Genomic DNA, 20695 nt, shown 5'->3' on the forward strand with positions numbered 1-20695 from the left:
CCAAGCTCGCGCCGGGACGGCGCTCCCACGGCAGTGGGCGGTGGCCGACAGCGGGCACGCCTACAATGCGTTCATGCCCGGCACCCCCATCGATTTCCCCTCCCTGCGCCAGATCGGCTGGCCCTATCCCGGCCTGCCGGAAGATCCAGCCTGGGCCGCAGCCTTCGCAGCCCATCCGAAGGCCAAACCGGCGCGGGTCAGTGAGCAGCATCGGTCGGGGTATGTGGTCGCCGACGGGCCGGAAGCGGCACTCAAGGCCGAATCGCTGCCGGAATGGCAGAAACCCCGGTTTCCTTCCCACGAGCGCGCCGCGGTCGGCGACTGGGTGCTGATGGAAGGCAAGAAGATCGTCGCCTTGCTGCCAAGGCATACCTCGATCAAGCGCGGCGCGGCGGGCGAGCACTACCACCAGCAGGTGATCGCGGCCAACGTGGACACGGTGTTCATCGTTTGTGGACTGGACGACGACTTCAACCCCCGACGGATCGAACGCTATCTGATGCTGGTCGGCGGCGGCGGTGCCGAGCCAGTGGTAGTGCTGACCAAGGCCGACCAGACCGACTACGCGCCCGACGCGGTCGCGACCCTGGCCGAACTGGCGGCGCAGGACATCACCGTGTGCGCGGTCAACGCCAAGGATCCGCATAGCGTGGCCTCGCTGCACGGCTGGCTGGGCGCGGGCAAGACGGCGGTGCTGGTGGGTTCTTCCGGTGCGGGAAAATCGACCCTCACCAACACGCTGCTGGGTATCGACAAGATGAAGACGGCGGCGGTGCGGGAGAACGATTCGCGCGGGCGCCACACCACCACTCATCGCGCGCTGATTCCTCTTCCGTCAGGCGCGTGTCTGATCGACACGCCAGGTATGCGCGAGCTGAAGCCGACCGGTGAGGAAGAGCTTTCCGAAAGCGGGTTTGCCGACATCGAGGCGTTGGCCGAGCAGTGCAAGTTCCGCGATTGTTCGCACCAGACCGAACCGGGATGCGCGGTGCGCGTGGCGATCGAGCGGGGCGATATCGATGAGGAACGGTTCATCAATTATCTGAAGTTGCGCGATGAGGTGGCGGCGGCGGCGGATAAGTTGGCGGCGCGGTTGGCGCAGAAATCGGAGGCGCGGGTGCAAGGGAAGGCGTTGCACAAGCGGTTGGATGAGAAATACGGGAAGCGTTGAAGATAACTGGAGATAGAGAGCTATCAGAATTAACCCTTCCCCTGTTTACGGGGGAAGGTGCCGAAGGCGGATGGGGGCGCTCTTGGCGCCATCTATCAGAGCAGAGCAAAAGCGTTTCGCGCTTTGCGCGAGTCACTTTTCTTTGAACGGCAAAGAAAAGTAACCAAAAGAAAGCCGCCCTACGGTGCGCCCGACGATGAAGCTGTCGGGTCCGCAAGCGCAGCGGGAATTTTTGGAAGGCACATCCATGTGCCGTCCAAAAACGGCGCACATCGTGTGCGCCGCCCCTTCGGGGTTTGCCCACTGCGCTTGCCGCACCTCACGGGGTTGTTGACAAACAACAGCAACGCACAAGCAAGGCAGCTGACATGACCGATCTGATTCCCGATATCGCCTACCACGCTGCGCTCGATGCGCGCATGGTCAGGGCCGTGCGGGGGATCAGGTTGCTGAGTCTGGCCAGTTGGCCGGCGGCAGCGCAGGCGCCGTTTTTGGAGAGTTACGCGCGCGGGCAGCCGGTGTTGCCGGAGATCGACTACCCGAAGCTGGATTTCGCCGAAGCGCGAGGCGAGCTCGCTCAGATCGCCGTCGCCGCCGATGCTTCGCATCCCTTGGGCGTCTATCTGCGCGAATCGGCGCAGAGTTGGGATACCGCGGCGCAGTTGTTGGAATCGCTAGGTTCGCCCGCGGTCACCACCCATTCCATCGCGCTGTTCGGCCAGCCTGACGAAGCCTTGCCCGGCGACGGGCCGACCGCGCGCGAGGCGGCGCGGCATTTCATCGATATCGCCAACGATCTGGATCACGAATTGCTGGCGCCGGAAGAGCAGATTCCGGTGTCCGCCACCGCATTGCAGCTGCAACTGCAGGGCGATCTGGACGATTTCTTCGGCAGCCGAATAATCGTCGTGGAGCTGGATCCAGACCTGATCGCTAAGGCCGCTGCCGGGGCCACCCGCATCCGTCTGCGCCAAGGAGCCGCGTTCAGCGATTACGATCGCCGCCAACTGCTGCAGCACGAAGCGCTGGTGCATTCGCTGACGGCCTTGAACGGGCGCGAACAGATCCATCTGCCCAGCCTGGCTCTGTCCTCGCCGCGCGTCACCGCCACCCAGGAAGGCCTGGCCACCTTCGCCGAACAGATCACCGGCAGCATCGACATCGAGCGCATGAAACGGATCAGTCTGCGCATCGAAGCGGTGGCGATGGCGTTGGACGGCGCCGACTTCATCCAGGTGTTCGGCTATTTCATCCAGGCGGGACAGAACCCCACCGAAAGTTTTTCCTCGGCGCAACGCGTGTTCCGTGGCGTGCCCACCGGCGGCGGCGCGGCGTTCACCAAAGACACGGTGTATCTGCGCGGCCTGGTGGGCGTGCATACCTTCTTCCGCCGTTCGTTGCAGCAGGATCGGCTGCGTCTGTGCCGCCGTCTGTTCGCAGGCAAGATGACCCTGGGCGACGTGAAGGCATTCGAGCCGCTGTTCGACAGCGGCGTACTGGCACTGCCGCGATGGCTGCCGCACTGGGTCAGCCGCGCCAACGGACTGGCGGGCGTGTTGGCTTTCTCGCTGTTCGCCAACCGCATTCGTCTGGATCGGATATCGGAAGCGGAGGAAGGAAACTAGACCTCCGGTGCGGCTTTTCGGTCAGAAATCGATTTGCACGCGTCCCACTAAGGCGCGGGTGCGGTCGAGGGTGAGGTCCTGCAAACGGTCGCGATTGCGGCTGTCTATCCAGTTCAACATCAGCCGCAGATGCGGTCGCGGATACCAGTTCACGCCGGCGGTCAGCGAACTCACTTGCACGTCGCGCAGCAGCGGTTCGCCGTCGGGCCGCTGGCGGCCGGAGATAGTGTCGTAACGCAACGCCAGTTCCCAAGCGCCGGCGCGGCCCTGCGGATTGATGCGGCCGAAGCGGCCGGCCTTGGCGTCGTAGGGGCGCACTTCGCCGGTCAGCATCCAGGCGACCTGCGCATAACCGGTGGAGAGCCGCGCTTCCTGTTCGCCATCGTCGAAACGCGCGCCTCCGGCTTCGCCCTGGAACGTCCAGGGGCCCTTCACGCCTGCTAGTTCCACTGAGTATTTGTCCACCCGCGTATCGCGACCTTGGCTGAAATCGGCCAGCGTTACCCGGCTATTGTCGGAAAAAATCCCGGCCGGACGCGGGCGGATACGCAGCGTGGATGCACCGTCGCCGCCGGGATGATCGTAGTCTTCGTGCGCCAGCGACAGGCCCAGATGCAGCACCTTGCCTTCCTCGCGCCACGGGGCATAAGTGCCGCGTGCGCCGAAAGCCAAGCCTTGGGTCTGCCAAACATCGATGCTTTCCAGACTGTAGACGCTGCCGCCGAGGGTGTAGCCATCGCGCGCCGAGAGCCAAGCCGCACCCAGGCGGTAGGTGGGGGCCAGGTTCTGGACCAGATAGCTCCGTTCGATGAAGGTCATGTGGTTGGAACTGGTGCGGTCGTCCAGGCTGAAATATTGCTTGAACTGGCCGACGGTCAACGTGCCGGGCGCGAACTTCTTGGTGACGTACACATCCTTGGCCAGCACTTCATCGCCGGAGAAATCGGCTTCCAGTTTGTAGTTCAGGCCGTAGAATTTGCCGGAAACATCCAGCCACAGCGCGCGCAGGTCCGAATCGTTTGCGTTGGGCGTGCCGCGCGTATCGTTGTCGAAATCCGCGATGTCCCAATGCAGGCGGCCGCCGAACTTGGCGGTGACGTTGTCTTCCGTATCCGCGTCGGCGGCCTGCGCATTGGTTGCGCAGGCGAGCAGCAATAGGGTGGGAAGCAGGCGGGTGCGTGGCGAGGTCATCGGGTGCGATCCGGCGGTGGTCGATGGTCCGCACGATGGCAGCGGTGGCGTGCTGTACCAATAGCGCATTGGTATTAGCAACGGTTTTTCCTTCTCCCACCGGGAGAAGGTGGCGCGCAGCGACGGATGAGGGAGGGAGAATGACTTGCCAGGGAAGGTCCATTACAAGCTGATTTGCCATGCCCTCATCCGCCCTTCGGGCACCTTCTCCCGGTGGGAGAAGGGACGCAACCGCCTGCTGCACAGCCGCATCGCAAGGCCGCCGTCCATGCCAGACTTAAAACATGACCACCACCAAGATCCTGGTAGCCGACGACCACCCGCTGTTTCGCGCGGCGGTGCTGCACGCTTTGCAGGGAGCGGTGGAAAATCTTTCGACGGTGGAGGCTTCCAGCGCCTCCACGCTGACCGCGCTGCTGGCCGAGCATCCGGATCTGCAACTGGTGCTGCTGGACCTGACCATGCCCGGCGCGCGCGGATTCTCGTCGCTGGTCTATCTGCGCGGCGAGCGGCCGGAACTTCCGGTGATCGTGATTTCCTCCAACGACCACCCCCCGGTGATCCGTCGCGCGCAGCAGTTCGGCGCCGCCGGTTTCATTCCCAAGTCCTCGCCAGTGGAAACCATCCGCACCGCGGTGCGAACGGTGCTCGAAGGCGGCACCTGGTTCCCGCCGATCACAGCCGAGCGCTCGGAATCCGACGCGCGTCTGGCGGCGCGGCTGGCGCAGCTAACCCCGCAGCAATTCCGCGTGCTGCTGTGCATCGCCGACGGTTTGTTGAACAAGCAGATCGCCTATGAGTTGGGCCTGGCGGAAAACACGGTGAAAGTCCATGTGACCGCCATTCTCAAGAAACTCGAATGCAATAGCCGCACGCAGGCGGCGGTGCTGGTGAAGGCGCTGGAGCAGGAAGGCGGAATCGATCCTTAGCCGCTGAACGGATCGGGAGATCTCAGGCTTGCTCGCGCATCAGCCTCTGCATGATCAGCGCACGCAGCGCGGCCGGACGGACCGGCTTGGGCAAGAAGCCCCAGCCCTGCTGCCGGGCGATGGCGCGCACGCGGTCGTCCTGTTCGGCGGTCACCAGGATCACGATGGGTTCGCTGCCCCAGCGTTCCACCAATTGCGGATACAGCTCGGGGCCGGTGATGTTGCCCAGGCGCATGTCCAGCAACAACAGGCGCGGCGCCGCGCCGGGTTGTGCAGCCGCTAATGCTTCGCTTGCACCCGCTGCGACCTCCACCTGACAGGACCAGCGTTGCAGCAGCATGCGGCTGGCCTCGCAGACGCGTGGATCGTCGTCGACGCACCAAACCGTGCAGTCGCGCAGGTCCTGATCGTCCTCGGCCGCAGCTGCCTCGATGATCGGCGCGGCGACCGCACTGCGATCTCCCCACGGCACCAGGATGCTGAAGCAGCTGCCGCGCCCCACGCTCGAACGCAGGCCCACGCGATGCCCCAGCAGGCGCGCGATGCGTTCCACGATGGCCAACCCCAGGCCGGCGCCGCGATCGTCGGCCATGCCGTCGTCCAGGCGCCGGAATTCTTCGAAGATTTCCTTCTGGCGGGCCTCGGGAATGCCCAGGCCGGTGTCGTGCACTTCGATGCGCAATCCGCCTTCCGCGCGCCGGCAGCCCAGCACGATGCGGCCCTTGGGCGTGTAGCGCAGCGCATTGGACAGGAAGTTCTGCAGGATGCGCCGTAGTAGCGCTTCGTCGCTGCGCACCACGGCGCGCGTGCGCACCCAGTCCAGGCGCAATCCGCGCGCGTGGGCGAGCATGCCGAACTCGCGCGCCAATGTTTCCAGCAGCGGCGCGAGCGCGAAATCCCGCACGCGGGTTTCCAACGCGCCCGATTCCAGTCGGGAAATATCCAGCAGGCTGTTGAGGATGGCGTCCTGCGCAGCCAGCGCATCCTCCACGTTGTCGGCCAGTCCTTGCGCCTGCGGTTCCTGCAATTTGTCGCGCAGCGCGGAAACGAACATGCGCGCGGCGTTCAGCGGTTGCAGCAGGTCGTGGACCGCGGCGGCGACGAAACGGGTCTTGGAGCGGTTGGCGTCTTCCGCTTCGCTCTTGGCGACGGCCAGATCGCGGGTGCGTTCGTCGATACGGTGCTCCAGCGCGTCGGCGAGCGAACGTAGCTCGCGCGCCGCCTGCTTGTAGGCGGTGATGTCGGCGTAGCTGGTGACGAAGCCGCCGTCGGGGAGCGGATTGCCGCGGATCTCGATCACCGTTCCGTCGCTGCGTTCGCGTTCATGCATGTGCGGCTTGCCCGAACGCAGGTGGTCCAGCCGGCGCGCGATGGCTTGCTCGACCGGACCTGGTCCCAGCAACCCGCGGCGCGCGTTGTAACGGAAGACATCCTCGATCGGCAGCCCGACCTGGATGAAGCCGGCGGGAAATTTGAACAGGTCGATGTAGCGGCGGTTCCAGGCCACCAGGCGCAGACCGGCGTCGATCACCGACACCCCCTGCGGTAGATGTTGCAGGCTGGGGCTTTCGCCGTAGTCGGCGCCGCCGGCGGCCTGCACCAGACCGTCCTGGGCGGTGCGCAGTTCGATCGCGTGCTGCTCGACCAGCTGCTGCAGCTCTATCCGGCCGCGTTCGCGCACACGGGCCAGTCGGCGGCGCTGATGGATGTACAGCAGCAGGAAGGTCACCGCCAGCAGGCCGGCGGCCACCGCGAGGGCGACCGTACGCGCCGCGATCATCGAGGATCGGGTGCTGTGCAACAGGTGCAACGTCCAGCCTTGTTCGGGCAGGTTCTGCGAGAGCCAGATCTGTTCGCCCTGGCCGGGCATGCGCACGCGGCGCACGTCCGGGGCGAATGCCTGCAGTTCGCGATAGTGCAGCAAGCGCTGCGGCACGTCGCCGTACTGACGGGTGCGCGCCAGTTCGCTGCGTTCGTTTTCGCGGAGGGGACGCAGGTCGAGATAACGCCAGCGGTCGCGGCCGGATAGAAAGATCACGCCATGCGCGTCGCTGACGAAGACCGGGTCGGGCAATGCGCGCCAGGCCGCTTCCAATTCCGAGAACACCAGCTTCACCACCAGCACGCCCAGCGCCCGGCCCTGCGCATCGCGGACCGCTTGCGACAGGAAGTAGCCGGGCACGCCGGTGGTATAGCCCAGCGCATAGAAATCGCCGGTGCCCTCGGTCATGGCCCGCTGGAAATACGGACGGAAACCGTAGTCGGTGCCGACGTTGCTGTTGGGCGAGCGCCAGTTGCTGGCCGCCACCGCCTTGCCGTTGCGGTCGAGCAGGGTCAGGGTCGAAGTGGTGGCGACGCCGTTGACCTGTTCCAGCTTGCGATTGAGCCGTTCGACGACGGCCGCGTCGGGAGTCTCGGCGGCCAGCGCGTCGCGCACTTCCGGATCCAGCGCCAGCACCGCCGGCAGCATGCGATAGCGTTCGACGATGGCGTCCAGGGTGTCGCGATGCAGGCGCAGCTGTTCGCGGGCCTGGTCGGCGCTGGTTTGCAGGCTGCGCCGTTCGGCCTGCCAGGCGGCAAGCCCGCTCAGCAGGCCGATCGCTAACGCGATGGCCAGCCCGGCCAGCAACTGGCGCAAACGGGGGCGGAAGGACGGAACCATGACGGGCATCTTCACGCGGGGCGCGGCTTTTCTCCAGCGCGGGAAGGCCATTCTGCGGGCTTGCGCCAGACCCTAGTACCAATGCGTTATTGGTGCGGAACCCAGACGCTGCCATTGTCGGCAGCGTCATCGCCACCGGAGCGTTCCGCCATGCTTGCCAAATCCTCGCGGCTGTATCTGTGGGTCCTCTGCGCCATCGTGATCGGCGGGCTGATCGGCCACTTCGCGCCGGCGACCGGCGTTGCGCTCAAACCGCTGGGCGACGGCTTCATCTCGCTGATCAAGATGCTGATCGCGCCGATCATCTTCCTGACTGTGGTCATCGGCATCGCCGGCGTGGCCGACGTGAAGAAAGTGGGGCGGGTCGGCGCCAAGGCGATCCTCTACTTCGAAGTGATCTCCACCTTCGCCCTGGCCATCGGCTTGCTGGTGGTCAATCTGTGGAAGCCCGGCGCCGGTTTCAACGTCGATCCGGCCACCCTGGACGCCGAAGCGGTATCCAAGTACGCGGAAAAAGCGCACGAGCAGAGCACTACCGACTTCCTGCTGCACATCATTCCCAAGACCTTCACCGAAGCCTTCACCGGCAATGGCGACTTGCTGCAGGTGCTGTTGCTCGCCTGCCTGTTCGGCTTCGCCCTGATGGCGGTGGGCGAGAAGGCCAAGCCGGTGCTGGGCTTCTTCGACTCCATGTCGCAAGTGTTCTTCCGCATGATGGGCATGATCATGCGGCTGGCGCCGATCGGCGCCGGCGCCGCTATGGCCTTCACCATCGGCAAGTACGGTGTGGACGCCCTGGGCCCGCTGATGAAGCTGATGGGCGGCTTCTACGCCACCTGCGCCATCTTCGTGCTGGTGGTGCTGGGCACGGTGGCGCGGATCACCGGTTTCTCCATCCTCAAGTTCCTGGCTTACATCCGCGGCGAACTGCTGCTGGTACTGGGCACGTCCTCGTCCGAATCGGCGCTGGTGCCGCTGATGCAGAAGCTTGAAAAGCTGGGCTGCCCGAAATCGGTGGTCGGCCTGGTGGTCCCCAGCGGTTATTCGTTCAATCTGGACGGCACCAACATCTATCTGACCATGGCCGCGCTGTTCATCGCCCAGGCCATGAACATCGATCTGAGCCTGCCGCAACAACTGACGCTGCTGCTGGTCGCCATGCTCACCTCCAAGGGCGCTTCGGGCGTGACCGGCGCCGGCTTCATCACCCTGGCGGCCACCCTGGCAGTGGTGCCCTCGGTGCCGGTGGCGGGATTGGCGCTGATCCTGGGCATCGATCGCTTCATGAGCGAAGCGCGCGCCATCACCAACATCATCGGCAATGGCGTGGCCACGCTGGTGGTGTCGAAGTGGGAAGGCGAGCTGGACGTGGCGCGGCTGCGCGCCGAACTCGATGCCGGTCCAGGCGGCTTGATCGAAGCGCCGGAAACCGTGGTGCCGGGACCTTTCGCCGGACCGGGCCAGGCGGTATTGGGCGACGCGGACTGAACCTTGCGCCACGCGGCCTCAGCCTCAGGTCGGGTGCGATCCCGTAGAATCCTGGTCCAGTCCACGGATGATGTGTCGATGTCGAACGAAGATCAGAAGAACTCGGATTTCAAACAGGCCGCGCTGGAATACCACCGCATTTCGCCGCCGGGCAAGATCAAGATCGCGCCGACCAAGCCGATGGTCACCCAGCGCGATCTGGCTCTGGCCTATTCGCCGGGCGTCGCCTACGCCTGCGAGGCCATCGTCGAGGACCCCAACGCGGCCAGCGAGATGACCGCGCGCGGCAATCTGGTCGCCGTGGTCACCAACGGCACCGCGGTGCTGGGCTTGGGCAACATCGGACCGTTGGCCGGTAAACCGGTCATGGAAGGCAAGGGCGTGCTGTTCCAGAAGTTCGCAGGCATCGACGTGTTCGACCTGGAGATCGACGAGAACGATCCCGACAAACTGGTCGACATCATCGCCTCGCTGGAACCGACCTTCGGCGGCATCAATCTGGAAGACATCAAGGCGCCGGAGTGCTTCATCGTCGAGCGCAAGCTGCGCGAGCGGATGAAGATCCCGGTGTTCCACGACGACCAGCACGGCACCGCGATCATCGTCGGCGCGGCGATATACAACGCGCTGGAAGTGGTGGGCAAGAAGATCGGCGAAGTGAAGCTGGCCACCAGCGGCGCCGGCGCCGCCGGTATCGCCTGCCTGGACATGTTGGTGGCGCTGGGCCTGAAGCCGGAGAACATCCTGGCCGTCGATCGCGACGGCGTGCTCTACACCGGCCGTGCCCATCTGGATCCGGACAAGGCGCGTTACGCGCGCGACACCGACAAACGCACGCTGGCCGACATCGTCGATGGCGCCGACATCTTCCTGGGCTTGTCCGCCGCCGGCGTGCTCAAGCCGGAAATGGTCGCGACCATGGCCGAGCGGCCGATCATCCTGGCCCTGGCCAACCCCAACCCGGAAATCCTGCCGGAACACGCCAAGCTCGTGCGCCCGGACTGCATCATCGCCACCGGCCGTTCGGACTACCCGAACCAGGTCAACAACGCGCTGTGCTTCCCCTACATCTTCCGCGGCGCGCTGGACGTGGGCGCCACGGTGATCAACGAGGCGATGAAGACCGCCTGCGTCAAAGCCATCGCCGCGCTTGCGCGTCGCGAAGCCTCGGACCTGGGCGCGGCCTATGGCGACGAGATTCCCTGCTTCGGTCCCGAATACCTGATCCCGCGCCCGTTCGACCCGCGTCTGTTGGTGGAGCTGGCCGGCGCAGTGGCGCAGGCGGCGATGGATTCGGGCGTAGCCCTGCGCCCGATCGCGGACATGGATGCATATCGCGAGAAACTCGGCCAGTTCGTCTATCGCACCAGCCTGATGATGAAGCCGGTCTACGACCGCGCCCGCGCCGACAAGCAGCGCGTGGTCTATGCCGAAGGCGAAGAGGAAGTAGTACTGCGCGCGGTGCAGACGGTGATCGACGAAGGCCTTGCCTTCCCGATCCTGATCGGCCGCCCGGACGTGATCCAGACCCGCATCGATCGCTTGGGCCTGCGCATGCGCGAGGGCGTGGACTTCGAACTCACTAACCAGGACGACGATCCGCGCTTCAACGACTACTGGCAGTACTACCACGCGCTGACCGAACGTCGCGGCGTGACTCCGGCGGCGGCCAAGAACCTGATGCGTTCGCGACCCACCCTGATCGCAGCGGTGATGGTGGCGCGCGGCGAAGCCGATGCTCTGATCAGCGGCATGGTCGGCCGCTTCCACAAGAAGCTGGGCTACGTGCGCAGCGTGATTCCGCTGGATCCGGGCGTGCAGTCGACCTCGGCCATGACCGGGGTGATCAACAACCAGGGCGCGTACTTCTTCCTCGACACCCACGTGCAGGACGACCCGACCGCCGAGCAGATCGCCGAAGCCACCCTGCAGGCGACCTACCGGCTCAAGCTGTTCGGCATCGAACCGAAGGTGGCGCTGCTGTCGCACTCCAACTTCGGCAGCCACGACACCCCCGGTGCGCAGAAGATGCGCAAGGTGCGCGAACTGCTGCGCCAGCGCATGCCCAAGCTGGAGATGGACGGCGAGATGCAGGGCGACACCGCTTGGGACGAAGTGCTGCGCAAGCGGATGATGCCCAACACCACGCTCAGCGGTCGCGCCAATCTGTTCGTATTGCCGAACATCGATGCGGCCAACATCACCTACAACATGGTGCGGGTGATGACCGACGGCGTGGCCATCGGCCCGATCCTGATGGGCATCTCCAAGCCGGTGCACATCCTCACCAGCTCGGCGACGCCACGCCGTGTAGTGAACATGACCGCGATCGCGGCGGTGGATGCGCAGATTAGGGCGCAGCAAAAATAGCGCTTTGCTTCCCTTCTCCTTCGGGAGAAGAGCCTGCCCCGTACTTGATACGGGGTGCCCGAAGGGCGGATGAGGGCATGGATCGTCCGCTTGTAGTGAACGTTGGAAGGGCTGGGGATTTCCATTTGAAGGTGTGGCGAAGTCATGGTGGTTCACCTTTCATGACTTCGCCGTACCCTCACCCCAACCCCTCTCCCGATGGGAGAGGGGCTCCAAATCACCCCGCATCGCTCCCCTGCAACATCTCCCGCTGCAACTTATCGATATAAGCATCAGCCTCCGCAGTAGTGGCGAAAATTTCGCCCAGCGGCAACGCCTGCACCATGTCCAGCACTTTGCGGATCTGCGCCTGCGGATGGACCGCCAAGACCTTCCCCCCCGGGGCCAGGGCCTTGCGCGCTTGCAGGATCGAGCGGATGCCGGCGCTGCTGATGTATTCCAGCCGGGCCAGGTCCATCACCAGCACCATGGTAGGTTTGGCCGAGGCGAGCAACGGCTCCAGCGTGTCGTCGAGTTGTTCGTAAGTCTGGGTGTCCAGGCGACCGGACAGCACCACGTACTGGTTGCCGTTGACCGGCGGATAGATCTCGATCTCCAGACTCATCGCAGCCGTCCCATGTCCGCATGAGGGTGGGAGCGGCGTCCCGCTGCGAGCTTTTGGGGCGGTCGCGAAAGTGTAGAGCTCGCGGCGGGACGCCGCTCCCACGACCGCTCCCACGGGTGTGCAGTGAGAGCCGGCATCAGTCTTCCTCATCGCCTTGCAGCACTTTGCGCTGCATCGCATCCAGATAAGCGTCGGCTTCGGCGGTGGAGGAGAAGATCTCGTTCATCGGCACCGCCTTGACCACGTCGAATACTTTCTGGATTTGCGCCTGCGGGTTCACCACCAGCACCTTACCGCCATGCCCGCCCAGCGCCTTGCGCGCCTTGAAGATGGAGCGGATGCCGGCGCTGCTGATGTATTCCAGTCCCGCCAGATCCAGTACCAGCGTTTGCAGGTTGTGGGTCAGCACCGGCGCCAGCTTTTCGTCCAGGTCTTCATAGGTATTGGTATCCAGGCGGCCAGCCAACACCACGCGCTGGCTGCCCTTGGCGGGAGGAAGGATCTGGATGTCCAGGCTCATGACAGTGTCTCCGGAGTAGCGATGCGCAGACAGACGCGCAGCAGATTAGCGTCGTCGACGCGGCGGTAGTGGGTTTCCTCGGCGATCTGCCGGATCAGGTACAGGCCCAGCCCGCCGATGGGTCGGTCCATGATGTCGGCTTCCAGGTCGGGTGGAGCGGTGGAAAGCGGATCGAAGGGCGCGCCCTCGTCGCGGAATTCCAAGGTCAGCAGGTCGCCGTCGATGGCGATGTTGACCGACAGTTCGTGCTGGCCCATGCCGTTGCCTTCAACGCCTCCGTAGGCGATCGCGTTGCTGGCCAGTTCTTCCACGATCAGGCGCACGTCGCCGCGCACGCCCGCGTCGATGCCGTGCCGGGTCAGCACCGCTTCCAGCGAGGTGTTGAGGTCTTCCACGCGGGCGTGTTCACCCGGGACGATCAGACGTATCAGCATGCGCGCTCTCCTCGATGGTGGCGGACTGCGTGGTTTCCGGCAGCGTGGTTCTCGGTAATTCCACTTGCTGGCCCAGGCGTATCGCCAGCACAGTGATGTCGTCCGATTGCGGCGCGCTACCGGCGAAGCGGTGCACATCGGCGATCAGCTGCTGGCAATTGTCCTCGGCACTGTAACCGGGACGCAGCGCTGCCAGCAGGCGTTCGCCGCCGAAAGCCTGGTTGTCGGCATCGAAGGCCTCGGTGACGCCGTCGGTGTAAGCCAGCAGGGTGTCGCCGGGCTGCAGACGCCCGTGCCACAGGGGGAAATCAGTGCTGACTTCGAATCCGACCGGCGGGCCGGCGTCGGCCGCGATCGTTTCCACCCGACCGTCGGCATGCAGCAGCAGCGGCGAATCGTGGCCTGCGTTGGCCAGCGTGCACTGTCCGCTGCGCACGTCGATGCGGCCGCACAGCACGGTGGCGAACATGCAGGTGTCGTTGCCTTCCACCAGGCGCCGCGAGGCTTCGGCCAGCACCTGGTCCGGAGAAGAAGACGAACGGGCGGCCACTTCCAGCACGGTCACGGTGCGGGCCATGAACAACGCCGCCGGCACGCCCTTGTCGGAGACATCGCCGATCGCGAACCACAGTTCGTCGCCGCGTTCGATGAAGCTGTAGAAATCCCCGCCCACCGCCTTGGCCGCTTCCAGCATCGCGTGGGCTTCCAGGCGCGCGTCGCCGCGCTCGATCACCCGTGCGGGCGAGAGCATCGCCAGCTGGATATCGCGGGCGATGGAAAGCTCGCTCTCCAGTTTCTGCCGCGCCGCACCCATCTCGCCGATTTCCACCAGCTGCTGCTGGATGGAAACGCGCGCGTGTTCCAGGGTGCGCGCCATGCGCCCGACTTCGTCGCTGCGTCCGGTATGCGGCACCGGCCAGTCGTACTCGCCCTGGGCCAGGCGCGTGGTGGATTCGGCCAGGTGCTCCACCGGCCGGCTGATGCGCTTGGCCAGGCGCCGCAGCACCAGCATAGAGATCAGCGCCAGCAGCAAGCCGACGGCGGCCAACTGCCACAGCGCCTCGTTCAAGCGGGCCACGATCAGCTGGTAGGACTGCGCCACCAGCAGCGACCAGCCGCTGTCACCGATCGGTTCGACCACCGTGTAGCGCCGTTCGCCGCTGCGCGTGTCCCGATGGCTGAACTGTCCCGCCTGGCGCAGTCGCACCGCGTTCGCTGCGCCGGCCAGGTCGGTGCGGCCGCTGCGCCGGATGTAGTCGTCCAGGGTCGTCGTCAACGCCACCCCGGGCTCGGGATTGGCGGCCAGGGTGCCGGCCGGCGCCACCAGCGATACTCGCCAGCCGGGCAGGTTGGCCAGTGATTCGAAATGGTCGGTCAGCGTTGTCAGCGGCAGGTCCAGGCTGACCATGCCGCGGGCGCTGCCGCCGCGGGCGGTCGGGCGCAAGGGCAGGTTGTAGGTGACCATCCACACGCCGCCGGCGGTTTGGTTGCGGTACGGCTCGGACCACCAGCCGCCGGGCGAAGCCAGGGTGCGCTGGTACCAGGCCTTGCTGCGGTAGTCGTAACCGTCGGCCAGCAGGTCGCGGTCCTTGCCGTTGGCGGCGATGTAGCGCGCGTAACCCTGTTCCTGCCGTGGCCCATGCACCGGCTCCAGCACCAGCAGTCCGCCATTGGCGCCGGGGGTGGCCCTGACCATGGCGCGCAGGGTGGTGGTCAGTTCGTCGTGGTCCAGGGTGGAGGCGGCGACCAGGTCGGACAGGCCAGCGGTGGTGATGGTCACCGAACGCATCGCCACGGCCAGGCGCTGCGCGGCTTCCTGCGCACTGGCGCGGGTGTTGCGCTTGGCGTCGTCCAGGATCATGTCGCGCGCGACCCAGGCGATGGCGACGGTGATCAGCAGCAGCAGAATCACGTTGAGCGCCCCGGACCACAGGGCGATACGCGTGCGCAGGCTGCCGCGCCAACGCACAGCGTCGGCAGGCGCTGTGCCGCTGCGCTGCTGTGGAACTGCTCCGGGCATGCCGGTATCCCAATGAATCCCCCGGCCCGATCATATGCTCCCGCTCGCGACTAATGTGAGACGGGACGCGGGCGTTTCCGCGACGGCCGGTGGGCCTGCCTCAGCCAAGGGTGTCGGGCTGTGCCGGCTCCATACGCAGGCGTAGCGAGGCCGAATAACGGGCCCTGCGTTACACTCGCGGGCTCACAAAAAAACGATTACCGCCATGCCCGGCATGGCCCCCACGGGAGTGGCAATGAACTGGTTGAACGACATGTTGCAAAGCGATCCGGATCCGGCGGAAACCCGGGAATGGGTCGATTCCATCAAGGCGGTGATCGAGGCCGAAGGCCCGCTGCGGGCCCACCAGCTGCTGGAAGGCATGGTGGAGCTGACCCGGCGTTCGGGCGCGTTCCTGCCGTTCTCGCCCACCACCGAATACGTCAACACCATCGCTCCGGCGCTGGAAGCCAAATCCCCCGGCGATGCCGCCATCGAATGGCGTTTGCGCTCGATCATCCGCTGGAACGCGATGGCCACCGTGGTCCGCGCCAACCGCAAGCCCGGCGACCTGGGCGGTCACATCGCCAGCTTCGCCAGCTCGGCCACCTTGTATGACGTGGGCTTCAACCACTTCTGGCGCGCGCCCAGCGAAAACCACCCCGGCGACCTGCTGTTCGTGCAGGGCCACTCCTCGCCCGGCATCTACGCCCGTTCGTTCCTGGAAGGCCGCATCAGCGAAGCCCAGCTGGACAACTTCCGCATGGAAGTCGACGGCCACGGCATCTCTTCCTATCCGCATCCCTGGCTGATGCCCGATTACTGGCAGACGCCCACCGTGTCGATGGGTCTGGGCCCGCTCGCCGCGATCTATCAAGCGCAGTTCATGAAGTACCTGGAGCACCGCGGCCTGATCGAGAAGTCCGATCGCAAGGTCTGGTGCTTCATGGGCGACGGCGAATCGGACGAACCCGAAAGTCTCGGCGCGATCGCGCTGGCCGGCCGCGAAGGCCTGGATAACCTGGTGTTCGTGGTCAACTGCAACCTGCAGCGTCTGGACGGTCCGGTGCGCGGCAACGGCAAGATCATCCAGGAGCTGGAAGGCGTGTTCCGCGGCGGCGGCTGGAACGTGATCAAGCTGCTGTGGGGCAGCTATTGGGATCCGCTCCTGGCCCGCGATACCGACGGCGTGCTGAAGAAGCTGATGATGGAAACCGTCGACGGCGAATACCAGAACTGCAAGGCGTTCGGCGGCAAGTACACGCGCGAGAACTTCTTCAACAAGTATCCGGAAACGGCGGCCATGGTGGCCAATCTTTCCGACGACGACATCTGGCGTTTGAACCGCGGTGGCCACGATCCGCACAAGGTCTATGCGGCCTACCACCAGGCGGTCAACACCAAGGGCATGCCGACCGTAATCCTGGCCAAGACGGTGAAGGGCTACGGCATGGGCGCGGCGGGCGAATCGCTCAATCCCACCCACCAGACCAAGAAACTGGACGACGAAACGATCAAGATCTTCCGCGACCGTTTCAACATCCCGGTCACCGACGCGCAACTGGCCGACGGCCAGATTCCGTTCTACCACCCAGGCGAAGACTCGGTGGAAGTGCAGTATCTCAAGGAGCGCCGCGCCGCCCTGGGCGGTTATCTGCCGCAGCGCCGTCGCAAGGCCAGCGAGTCGTTCGAAACGCCCAAGTTGGAAGTGTTCGACCGTCTGTTGAAGTCCTCCGGCGAGCGCGAAATCTCCACCACCATGGCCTTCGTGCAGACCCTCAACATCGCCCTGCGCGACAAGCAGATGGGTCCGCGCATCGTGCCGATTGTTGCGGATGAAGCGCGTACGTTCGGTATGGAAGGCATGTTCCGCCAGATCGGCATCTATGCGCCGTTCGGGCAGAAGTACAAGCCGGTCGATGCCGACCAGCTGATGTACTACCGCGAGGACCAATCCGGCCAGGTGCTGCAGCAGGGCATCAGCGAACCGGGAGCGATCTCTTCGTGGATGGCGGCGGGCACCAGTTATTCGGTCAGCAACGTGCCCATGCTGCCGTTCTACATCTACTACTCCATGTTCGGCTTCCAGCGCGTGGGCGACATCGCCTGGCAGGCGGCGGACATGCGCACGCGCGGTTTCCTGCTGGGCGGCACCGCCGGGCGCACCACGCTCAACGGCGAGGGCTTGCAGCACGAGGACGGCTTCAGCCACGTGATCGCAGGTTCCATTCCCAACTGCCGCAGTTACGACCCGACGTTCGGTTTCGAGGTCACGGTCGTCCTGCAGCACGGCATGCAGAAGATGATGCAGGAGCAGGTGGATGAGTATTACTACCTGACGCTGATGAACGAAAACTACACCCATCCGGACATGCCGGAAGGTGCGGCCGAGGGCATCATCAAGGGTATGTATCTGTTGAAGGATGCGGGCAAGCCGAAGAAGGGCGAGCTGCGGGTGCAGTTGCTGGGCAGCGGCACCATCCTGCGCGAGGCGATTGCGGCGGCGGAATTGTTGGACAAGGATTTCGGCGTCAGCGCCGACATCTGGTCGTGCCCCAGCTTCAACGAGCTGCGTCGCGATGGTTTCGATGTGGAGCGTTGGAACCGCTTGAATCCGGAAGCCAAGGCGCCGCGCAAGGCCTACGTGACCACGTTGTTGGAAGGTCGCCAGGGCCCGGTCGTTGCCGCCACGGATTACGTGCGCGCCTACGCTGATCAGATCCGCGCGTTCGTGCCGCAGAAGTACACGGTGTTGGGCACGGATGGCTTCGGCCGTTCGGATACGCGCGCCAATCTGCGTCGCTTCTTTGAGGTGGATCGCAACTACATCGCGCATGCGGCCATTGCGGCGTTGGCGGCGGACGGCAAGATGACTGGCAAGGATGTGGCCAGGGCGATCAAGCAGTACAAGATTGATGTGGAGAAGGTGAATCCGGTCGGCGTCTGAGTCCGGATTCAACGCCTATCAATCATGAGCCTCGATTTTTAAACCCCTCTCCCGTTTACGGGAGAGGGTGGTCGAAGACCGGGTGAGGGCGCTCTTCGCAGCAAAACTCTCCATCGCAAGGAATGCGAACCCATGCCATCGAAACTCCACAACCAATTCAAGCAAGGGGTGACCATCGGTCACCCCTTTCTTTTGCGTGAAGAAAACAGGAAGCTTGCAGCGCATCGGTATGCTGCATGCTCGTCATGCGCCCCACCTGACACCATGACGAGGTAGTCGTGCTCATAGCAAACAAAGGAATGCGGATCGCGCTCATGGCCCTGGCCTTGTGCGCAATGACGGGTTGCCCACAGCGGCCGCCACCGCAGCAGGCAAGCGAACCCATCGCCAACAAGGAGCCGAGCGACATGCGAACCGCAGTCCCCCTGGTACGCCGTCTGGACCCCAACGAAACCGGCACCCTCGAACTCGATTTCGATGTGCCCGCGCAGGCGGACGACGACACGCCGCCTTTGTTCATCGGCGTGCGGGTGACGGGCAGCGATCCCACTGCGGTTGCCGATGTGGCCGACGGCTTGAGAAGGACCGACGTCTCGGCCGAAGTGCATCTTTATCGTCTGCAGGACTCGGGTCCGGTCGCGGTAGCGCTTGAAAGCAGTCGACGCGTTGAACGCGGTGAAGAGGAACCGGTCACGCTCACTGCCGAGGGTCTGGTACCCGGATTGATCGCTATAGATGCCGACTTCAGTACGATGCAGGCGGCAGGTTTGCTTGCGGCGGGCGCCGTCTACCAGGAGCTCGCCTTCGCCTACGTCCCCAATCTTCCCGCAGGCCGCTATCGGGCTTCGATTCGCTTGGTCCAGCATCGCGAGGCGTTGCTTGCTGCGAAGTCAGAACTTCTCATCGCTTACACCGCAAAAGGCAAATAGGAGCAAAGAGCTATGGATAAGCAGCAAACGCAGGAACAAGAAAAGCGCTACACCGCTACCGTTTATGTGGCCGCGCCAGGCACGCCCTTGGCGCTGTCGGGAGGCACTTCCCTTCCGGGCCACGTCTACTATTCGATCAACGATGGGAAGGTCACCAACAGCTACGGGTTCGCGCCGGCCACGCATGGCGAATCGAGCGGCCCGGGCATGGTGTACGACAAGGACAATAAGGATTACAAAGATCCCCGCTACTCCCGCACCATGGAGATCAGCAAGGAGCAGTACGACAAGCTGCAGGAATTCGGCAAGGATCCGGCCAAGCACAACTTCGACATGAAGTACGACGGGGCCTCCAACAGCTGCATCGATTTCACTTGGAATGCGTTGAACCATGCGGGGTTGCACCGGGAGTCGGTGCTGGGCAAGGACAAGAACTACGAAGGTGCGCTGAAGCCGCTGGACAACATCCGGGACATCAAGAGCATCGAGGCGCCTTTTCCCAAGAGCGAGCTCAACACGGAACAGAACAACAAGATGCCGGAGCGTTCGCCGCTGCAGTGGTTGCTCTCCGAGCAGGAGCAAGGCGGGCCGGCAGGTCCGGGCCGCGACCAGGCGAGCGTCAGCCGTCCGGATCCGCTGGTCTCTCAGGCGGAGGCGGCGGTGCGTCGTCTGGATGCCAAGGTCGGCCGGGAATACGACGGGCAGAGTGCGTGCATGGCGGCCAGCGCGGCCTGTCTGGCCAAGGCCAATGGTCTGTCGCAGATCGACCACGTGGTGCTCAGCGAGGCGCGCGGGGCGGTGCGCGCGGGCGAGAATATGTTCGTGGTGCAGGGCGAGCCGGGCGATCCGGCGCAGCGGCGGGCGCAGATGAAGACCGACGATGCGATCAAAACGCCGGTCGATCAGTCGGTGGCGCAGTTACAGACGTTGAACGAAACCCAGCGGCCGCAGCCGCAGGTGCATGCGATGGAGGACCCTAGAAGGGAAATCAGTGCTCCGCAGATGCGGATGGGTTGAACCGGGCGGCGCCGAACCACGTAGCGTCGCAGATAGTAAATATTTCACACATGCGAGCGGCTGAAGGCCGCTCGCTTCGTATGTGCAATGATGTAGCCCGGGTAGAGCGCAGCGGCTAACCCGGGACGCCGACATCGGAACGCCACCGCCCTAGAGATGCCTGTCTAAGTGGGCCGGTTACACAAGGCATCAGTACGTCAGATCAAAAGCCCCGGGTTTAGCCATGCTCTACCCGGCTACGTCACTTAGAGGCGTCTCCGCTCTCTGCGATATTCAGCACGCGGGGCAGATGTAGAGACCAAGGCGCCGAGCTGGGCGGTCAGTTTCGGACGGTCTGACTGTCTTCTCCCGGCCAAGTAGCAAAGTCGGGATGGCGAGCTTCAAACTGCCCCTGAGGCGTCCTGAGAGCGTGTCTGGAGCTGACACTGCCCTGTCGAGGTGCGGTCCCTATCTATGGGGCGGATGTCGGGCTAAATGACGCTCCAGCGCGCTTTTAGGGGGTAATTGCCGTTGGTCGTACCGCCTTGAATCGCCTATCTCATATAAGCAATGGAGGGGTTGTCGGGCGTGTACTTTGTGGTACCGTTCGTCCAATCAAGGGCTGTAACGCCTTGACTCATGGGGCCTTTTATGAATCCAGTGAATCTGCGGTGATTGAACTTCACCCTTTGTTTCCTGGTCTCGGAGTACATGTCACGTGTAGCGGCCCCTATGTCGTTCTCCTTACGTTGTCCTTAGTATCCCGCCGCCCCGAGTAGGAAGTGCCATGTCGAACGCCCCCAGTAAACTCAATAACTACGCTCAGTCGC

Annotated in this window: 14 protein-coding genes; 8 read left to right on the forward strand and 6 right to left on the reverse strand. The window is 64.4% G+C overall.

Annotated features, from left to right (window positions below):
* The first annotated feature begins 73 nt into the window (after window positions 1–73).
* A complete protein-coding gene (rsgA, locus tag AC1DTQ_RS07660) occupies window positions 74–1171 on the forward strand; it encodes a ribosome small subunit-dependent GTPase A (RefSeq protein ID WP_477848915.1) in 1098 nt (365 codons plus the stop codon).
* A gap of 368 nt (window positions 1172–1539) precedes the next feature.
* Window positions 1540–2796 carry a flavohemoglobin expression-modulating QEGLA motif protein gene (locus AC1DTQ_RS07665; RefSeq protein ID WP_477848916.1) on the forward strand — a complete coding sequence of 419 codons (1257 nt, stop codon included), beginning with the start codon at window positions 1540–1542 and terminating at the stop codon, window positions 2794–2796.
* Window positions 2797–2817: 21 nt separating this feature from the next.
* On the opposite strand, the gene AC1DTQ_RS07670 is transcribed toward AC1DTQ_RS07665, so the two are convergent.
* Window positions 2818–3987, reverse strand: a complete 1170-nt coding sequence (locus tag AC1DTQ_RS07670; RefSeq protein WP_477848917.1) for an OprO/OprP family phosphate-selective porin — start codon at window positions 3985–3987, stop codon at window positions 2818–2820.
* A gap of 284 nt (window positions 3988–4271) precedes the next feature.
* Between AC1DTQ_RS07670 and AC1DTQ_RS07675 the strand changes: the two genes are divergently transcribed.
* On the forward strand, window positions 4272–4916 hold the full coding sequence (locus AC1DTQ_RS07675; protein WP_477848918.1) for a response regulator: 645 nt from the start codon (window positions 4272–4274) through the stop codon (window positions 4914–4916).
* Between the two features lie 22 nt (window positions 4917–4938).
* Here the strand turns inward: AC1DTQ_RS07675 and AC1DTQ_RS07680 are convergent, their stop codons facing one another.
* Entirely contained in the window at window positions 4939–7578 is a 2640-nt protein-coding gene (locus AC1DTQ_RS07680) for a hybrid sensor histidine kinase/response regulator (RefSeq protein ID WP_477848919.1), read from the reverse strand.
* Window positions 7579–7728: 150 nt separating this feature from the next.
* On the opposite strand from AC1DTQ_RS07680, the gene AC1DTQ_RS07685 reads away from it, so the two are divergent.
* Together AC1DTQ_RS07685 and AC1DTQ_RS07690 are read left to right on the forward strand one after the other, a co-directional pair.
* The gene (locus tag AC1DTQ_RS07685) at window positions 7729–9066 is read left to right on the forward strand and encodes a dicarboxylate/amino acid:cation symporter (RefSeq protein ID WP_477848920.1); all 1338 of its coding nucleotides are present in this window, start codon (window positions 7729–7731) and stop codon (window positions 9064–9066) included.
* Between the two features lie 78 nt (window positions 9067–9144).
* Window positions 9145–11436: an NADP-dependent malic enzyme gene (locus AC1DTQ_RS07690; protein WP_477848921.1), complete on the forward strand. Its 2292-nt coding sequence runs from the start codon at window positions 9145–9147 to the stop codon at window positions 11434–11436.
* Window positions 11437–11653: 217 nt separating this feature from the next.
* Here AC1DTQ_RS07690 and AC1DTQ_RS07695 read toward each other — a convergent pair whose 3' ends face one another.
* The 4 genes from AC1DTQ_RS07695 to AC1DTQ_RS07710 form a co-directional block, all read right to left on the reverse strand.
* The gene (locus AC1DTQ_RS07695) at window positions 11654–12040 is read right to left on the reverse strand and encodes an STAS domain-containing protein (RefSeq protein ID WP_477848922.1); all 387 of its coding nucleotides are present in this window, start codon (window positions 12038–12040) and stop codon (window positions 11654–11656) included.
* A gap of 136 nt (window positions 12041–12176) precedes the next feature.
* Window positions 12177–12560 carry an STAS domain-containing protein gene (locus AC1DTQ_RS07700; protein ID WP_477848923.1) on the reverse strand — a complete coding sequence of 128 codons (384 nt, stop codon included), beginning with the start codon at window positions 12558–12560 and terminating at the stop codon, window positions 12177–12179.
* The gene (locus AC1DTQ_RS07705; protein WP_477848924.1) at window positions 12557–12994 is read right to left on the reverse strand and encodes an ATP-binding protein; all 438 of its coding nucleotides are present in this window, start codon (window positions 12992–12994) and stop codon (window positions 12557–12559) included. The genes AC1DTQ_RS07700 and AC1DTQ_RS07705 overlap by 4 nt, the downstream gene beginning before the upstream one ends.
* Window positions 12966–15014, reverse strand: coding sequence for a SpoIIE family protein phosphatase (locus AC1DTQ_RS07710; protein WP_477848925.1), 2049 nt, complete (start codon window positions 15012–15014; stop codon window positions 12966–12968). The genes AC1DTQ_RS07705 and AC1DTQ_RS07710 overlap by 29 nt, the downstream gene beginning before the upstream one ends.
* A gap of 235 nt (window positions 15015–15249) precedes the next feature.
* Between AC1DTQ_RS07710 and aceE the strand changes: the two genes are divergently transcribed.
* The 3 genes from aceE to AC1DTQ_RS07725 all read left to right on the forward strand — a co-directional run bounded on the left by aceE (window position 15250) and on the right by AC1DTQ_RS07725 (window position 19886).
* Window positions 15250–17940, forward strand: coding sequence for a pyruvate dehydrogenase (acetyl-transferring), homodimeric type (aceE, locus tag AC1DTQ_RS07715; RefSeq protein WP_477848926.1), 2691 nt, complete (start codon window positions 15250–15252; stop codon window positions 17938–17940).
* A gap of 407 nt (window positions 17941–18347) precedes the next feature.
* Entirely contained in the window at window positions 18348–18869 is a 522-nt protein-coding gene (locus tag AC1DTQ_RS07720; RefSeq protein WP_477848927.1) for a hypothetical protein, read from the forward strand.
* 12 nt (window positions 18870–18881) lie between these two features.
* Window positions 18882–19886 (forward strand): XVIPCD domain-containing protein, encoded by a 1005-nt coding sequence (locus AC1DTQ_RS07725; protein WP_477848928.1) that lies wholly within the window; start codon window positions 18882–18884, stop codon window positions 19884–19886.
* Window positions 19887–20695 lie beyond the last annotated feature (809 nt).

This window comes from Pseudoxanthomonas sp. P4_B2, from assembly GCF_056402315.1.

What these genes read in the sequence shown, in the direction of transcription:
- rsgA (WP_477848915.1), top strand. Translation starts at nt 74, where the DNA reads ATGCCCGGCACCCCCATCGATTTCCCCTCCCTGCGCCAGATCGGCTGG.
- AC1DTQ_RS07665 (WP_477848916.1), top strand. Translation starts at nt 1,540, where the DNA reads ATGACCGATCTGATTCCCGATATCGCCTACCACGCTGCGCTCGATGCG.
- AC1DTQ_RS07670 (WP_477848917.1), bottom strand. Translation starts at nt 3,987, where the DNA reads ATGACCTCGCCACGCACCCGCCTGCTTCCCACCCTATTGCTGCTCGCC.
- AC1DTQ_RS07675 (WP_477848918.1), top strand. Translation starts at nt 4,272, where the DNA reads ATGACCACCACCAAGATCCTGGTAGCCGACGACCACCCGCTGTTTCGC.
- AC1DTQ_RS07680 (WP_477848919.1), bottom strand. Translation starts at nt 7,578, where the DNA reads ATGGTTCCGTCCTTCCGCCCCCGTTTGCGCCAGTTGCTGGCCGGGCTG.
- AC1DTQ_RS07685 (WP_477848920.1), top strand. Translation starts at nt 7,729, where the DNA reads ATGCTTGCCAAATCCTCGCGGCTGTATCTGTGGGTCCTCTGCGCCATC.
- AC1DTQ_RS07690 (WP_477848921.1), top strand. Translation starts at nt 9,145, where the DNA reads ATGTCGAACGAAGATCAGAAGAACTCGGATTTCAAACAGGCCGCGCTG.
- AC1DTQ_RS07695 (WP_477848922.1), bottom strand. Translation starts at nt 12,040, where the DNA reads ATGAGTCTGGAGATCGAGATCTATCCGCCGGTCAACGGCAACCAGTAC.
- AC1DTQ_RS07700 (WP_477848923.1), bottom strand. Translation starts at nt 12,560, where the DNA reads ATGAGCCTGGACATCCAGATCCTTCCTCCCGCCAAGGGCAGCCAGCGC.
- AC1DTQ_RS07705 (WP_477848924.1), bottom strand. Translation starts at nt 12,994, where the DNA reads ATGCTGATACGTCTGATCGTCCCGGGTGAACACGCCCGCGTGGAAGAC.
- AC1DTQ_RS07710 (WP_477848925.1), bottom strand. Translation starts at nt 15,014, where the DNA reads ATGCCCGGAGCAGTTCCACAGCAGCGCAGCGGCACAGCGCCTGCCGAC.
- aceE (WP_477848926.1), top strand. Translation starts at nt 15,250, where the DNA reads ATGAACTGGTTGAACGACATGTTGCAAAGCGATCCGGATCCGGCGGAA.
- AC1DTQ_RS07720 (WP_477848927.1), top strand. Translation starts at nt 18,348, where the DNA reads ATGCGAACCGCAGTCCCCCTGGTACGCCGTCTGGACCCCAACGAAACC.
- AC1DTQ_RS07725 (WP_477848928.1), top strand. Translation starts at nt 18,882, where the DNA reads ATGGATAAGCAGCAAACGCAGGAACAAGAAAAGCGCTACACCGCTACC.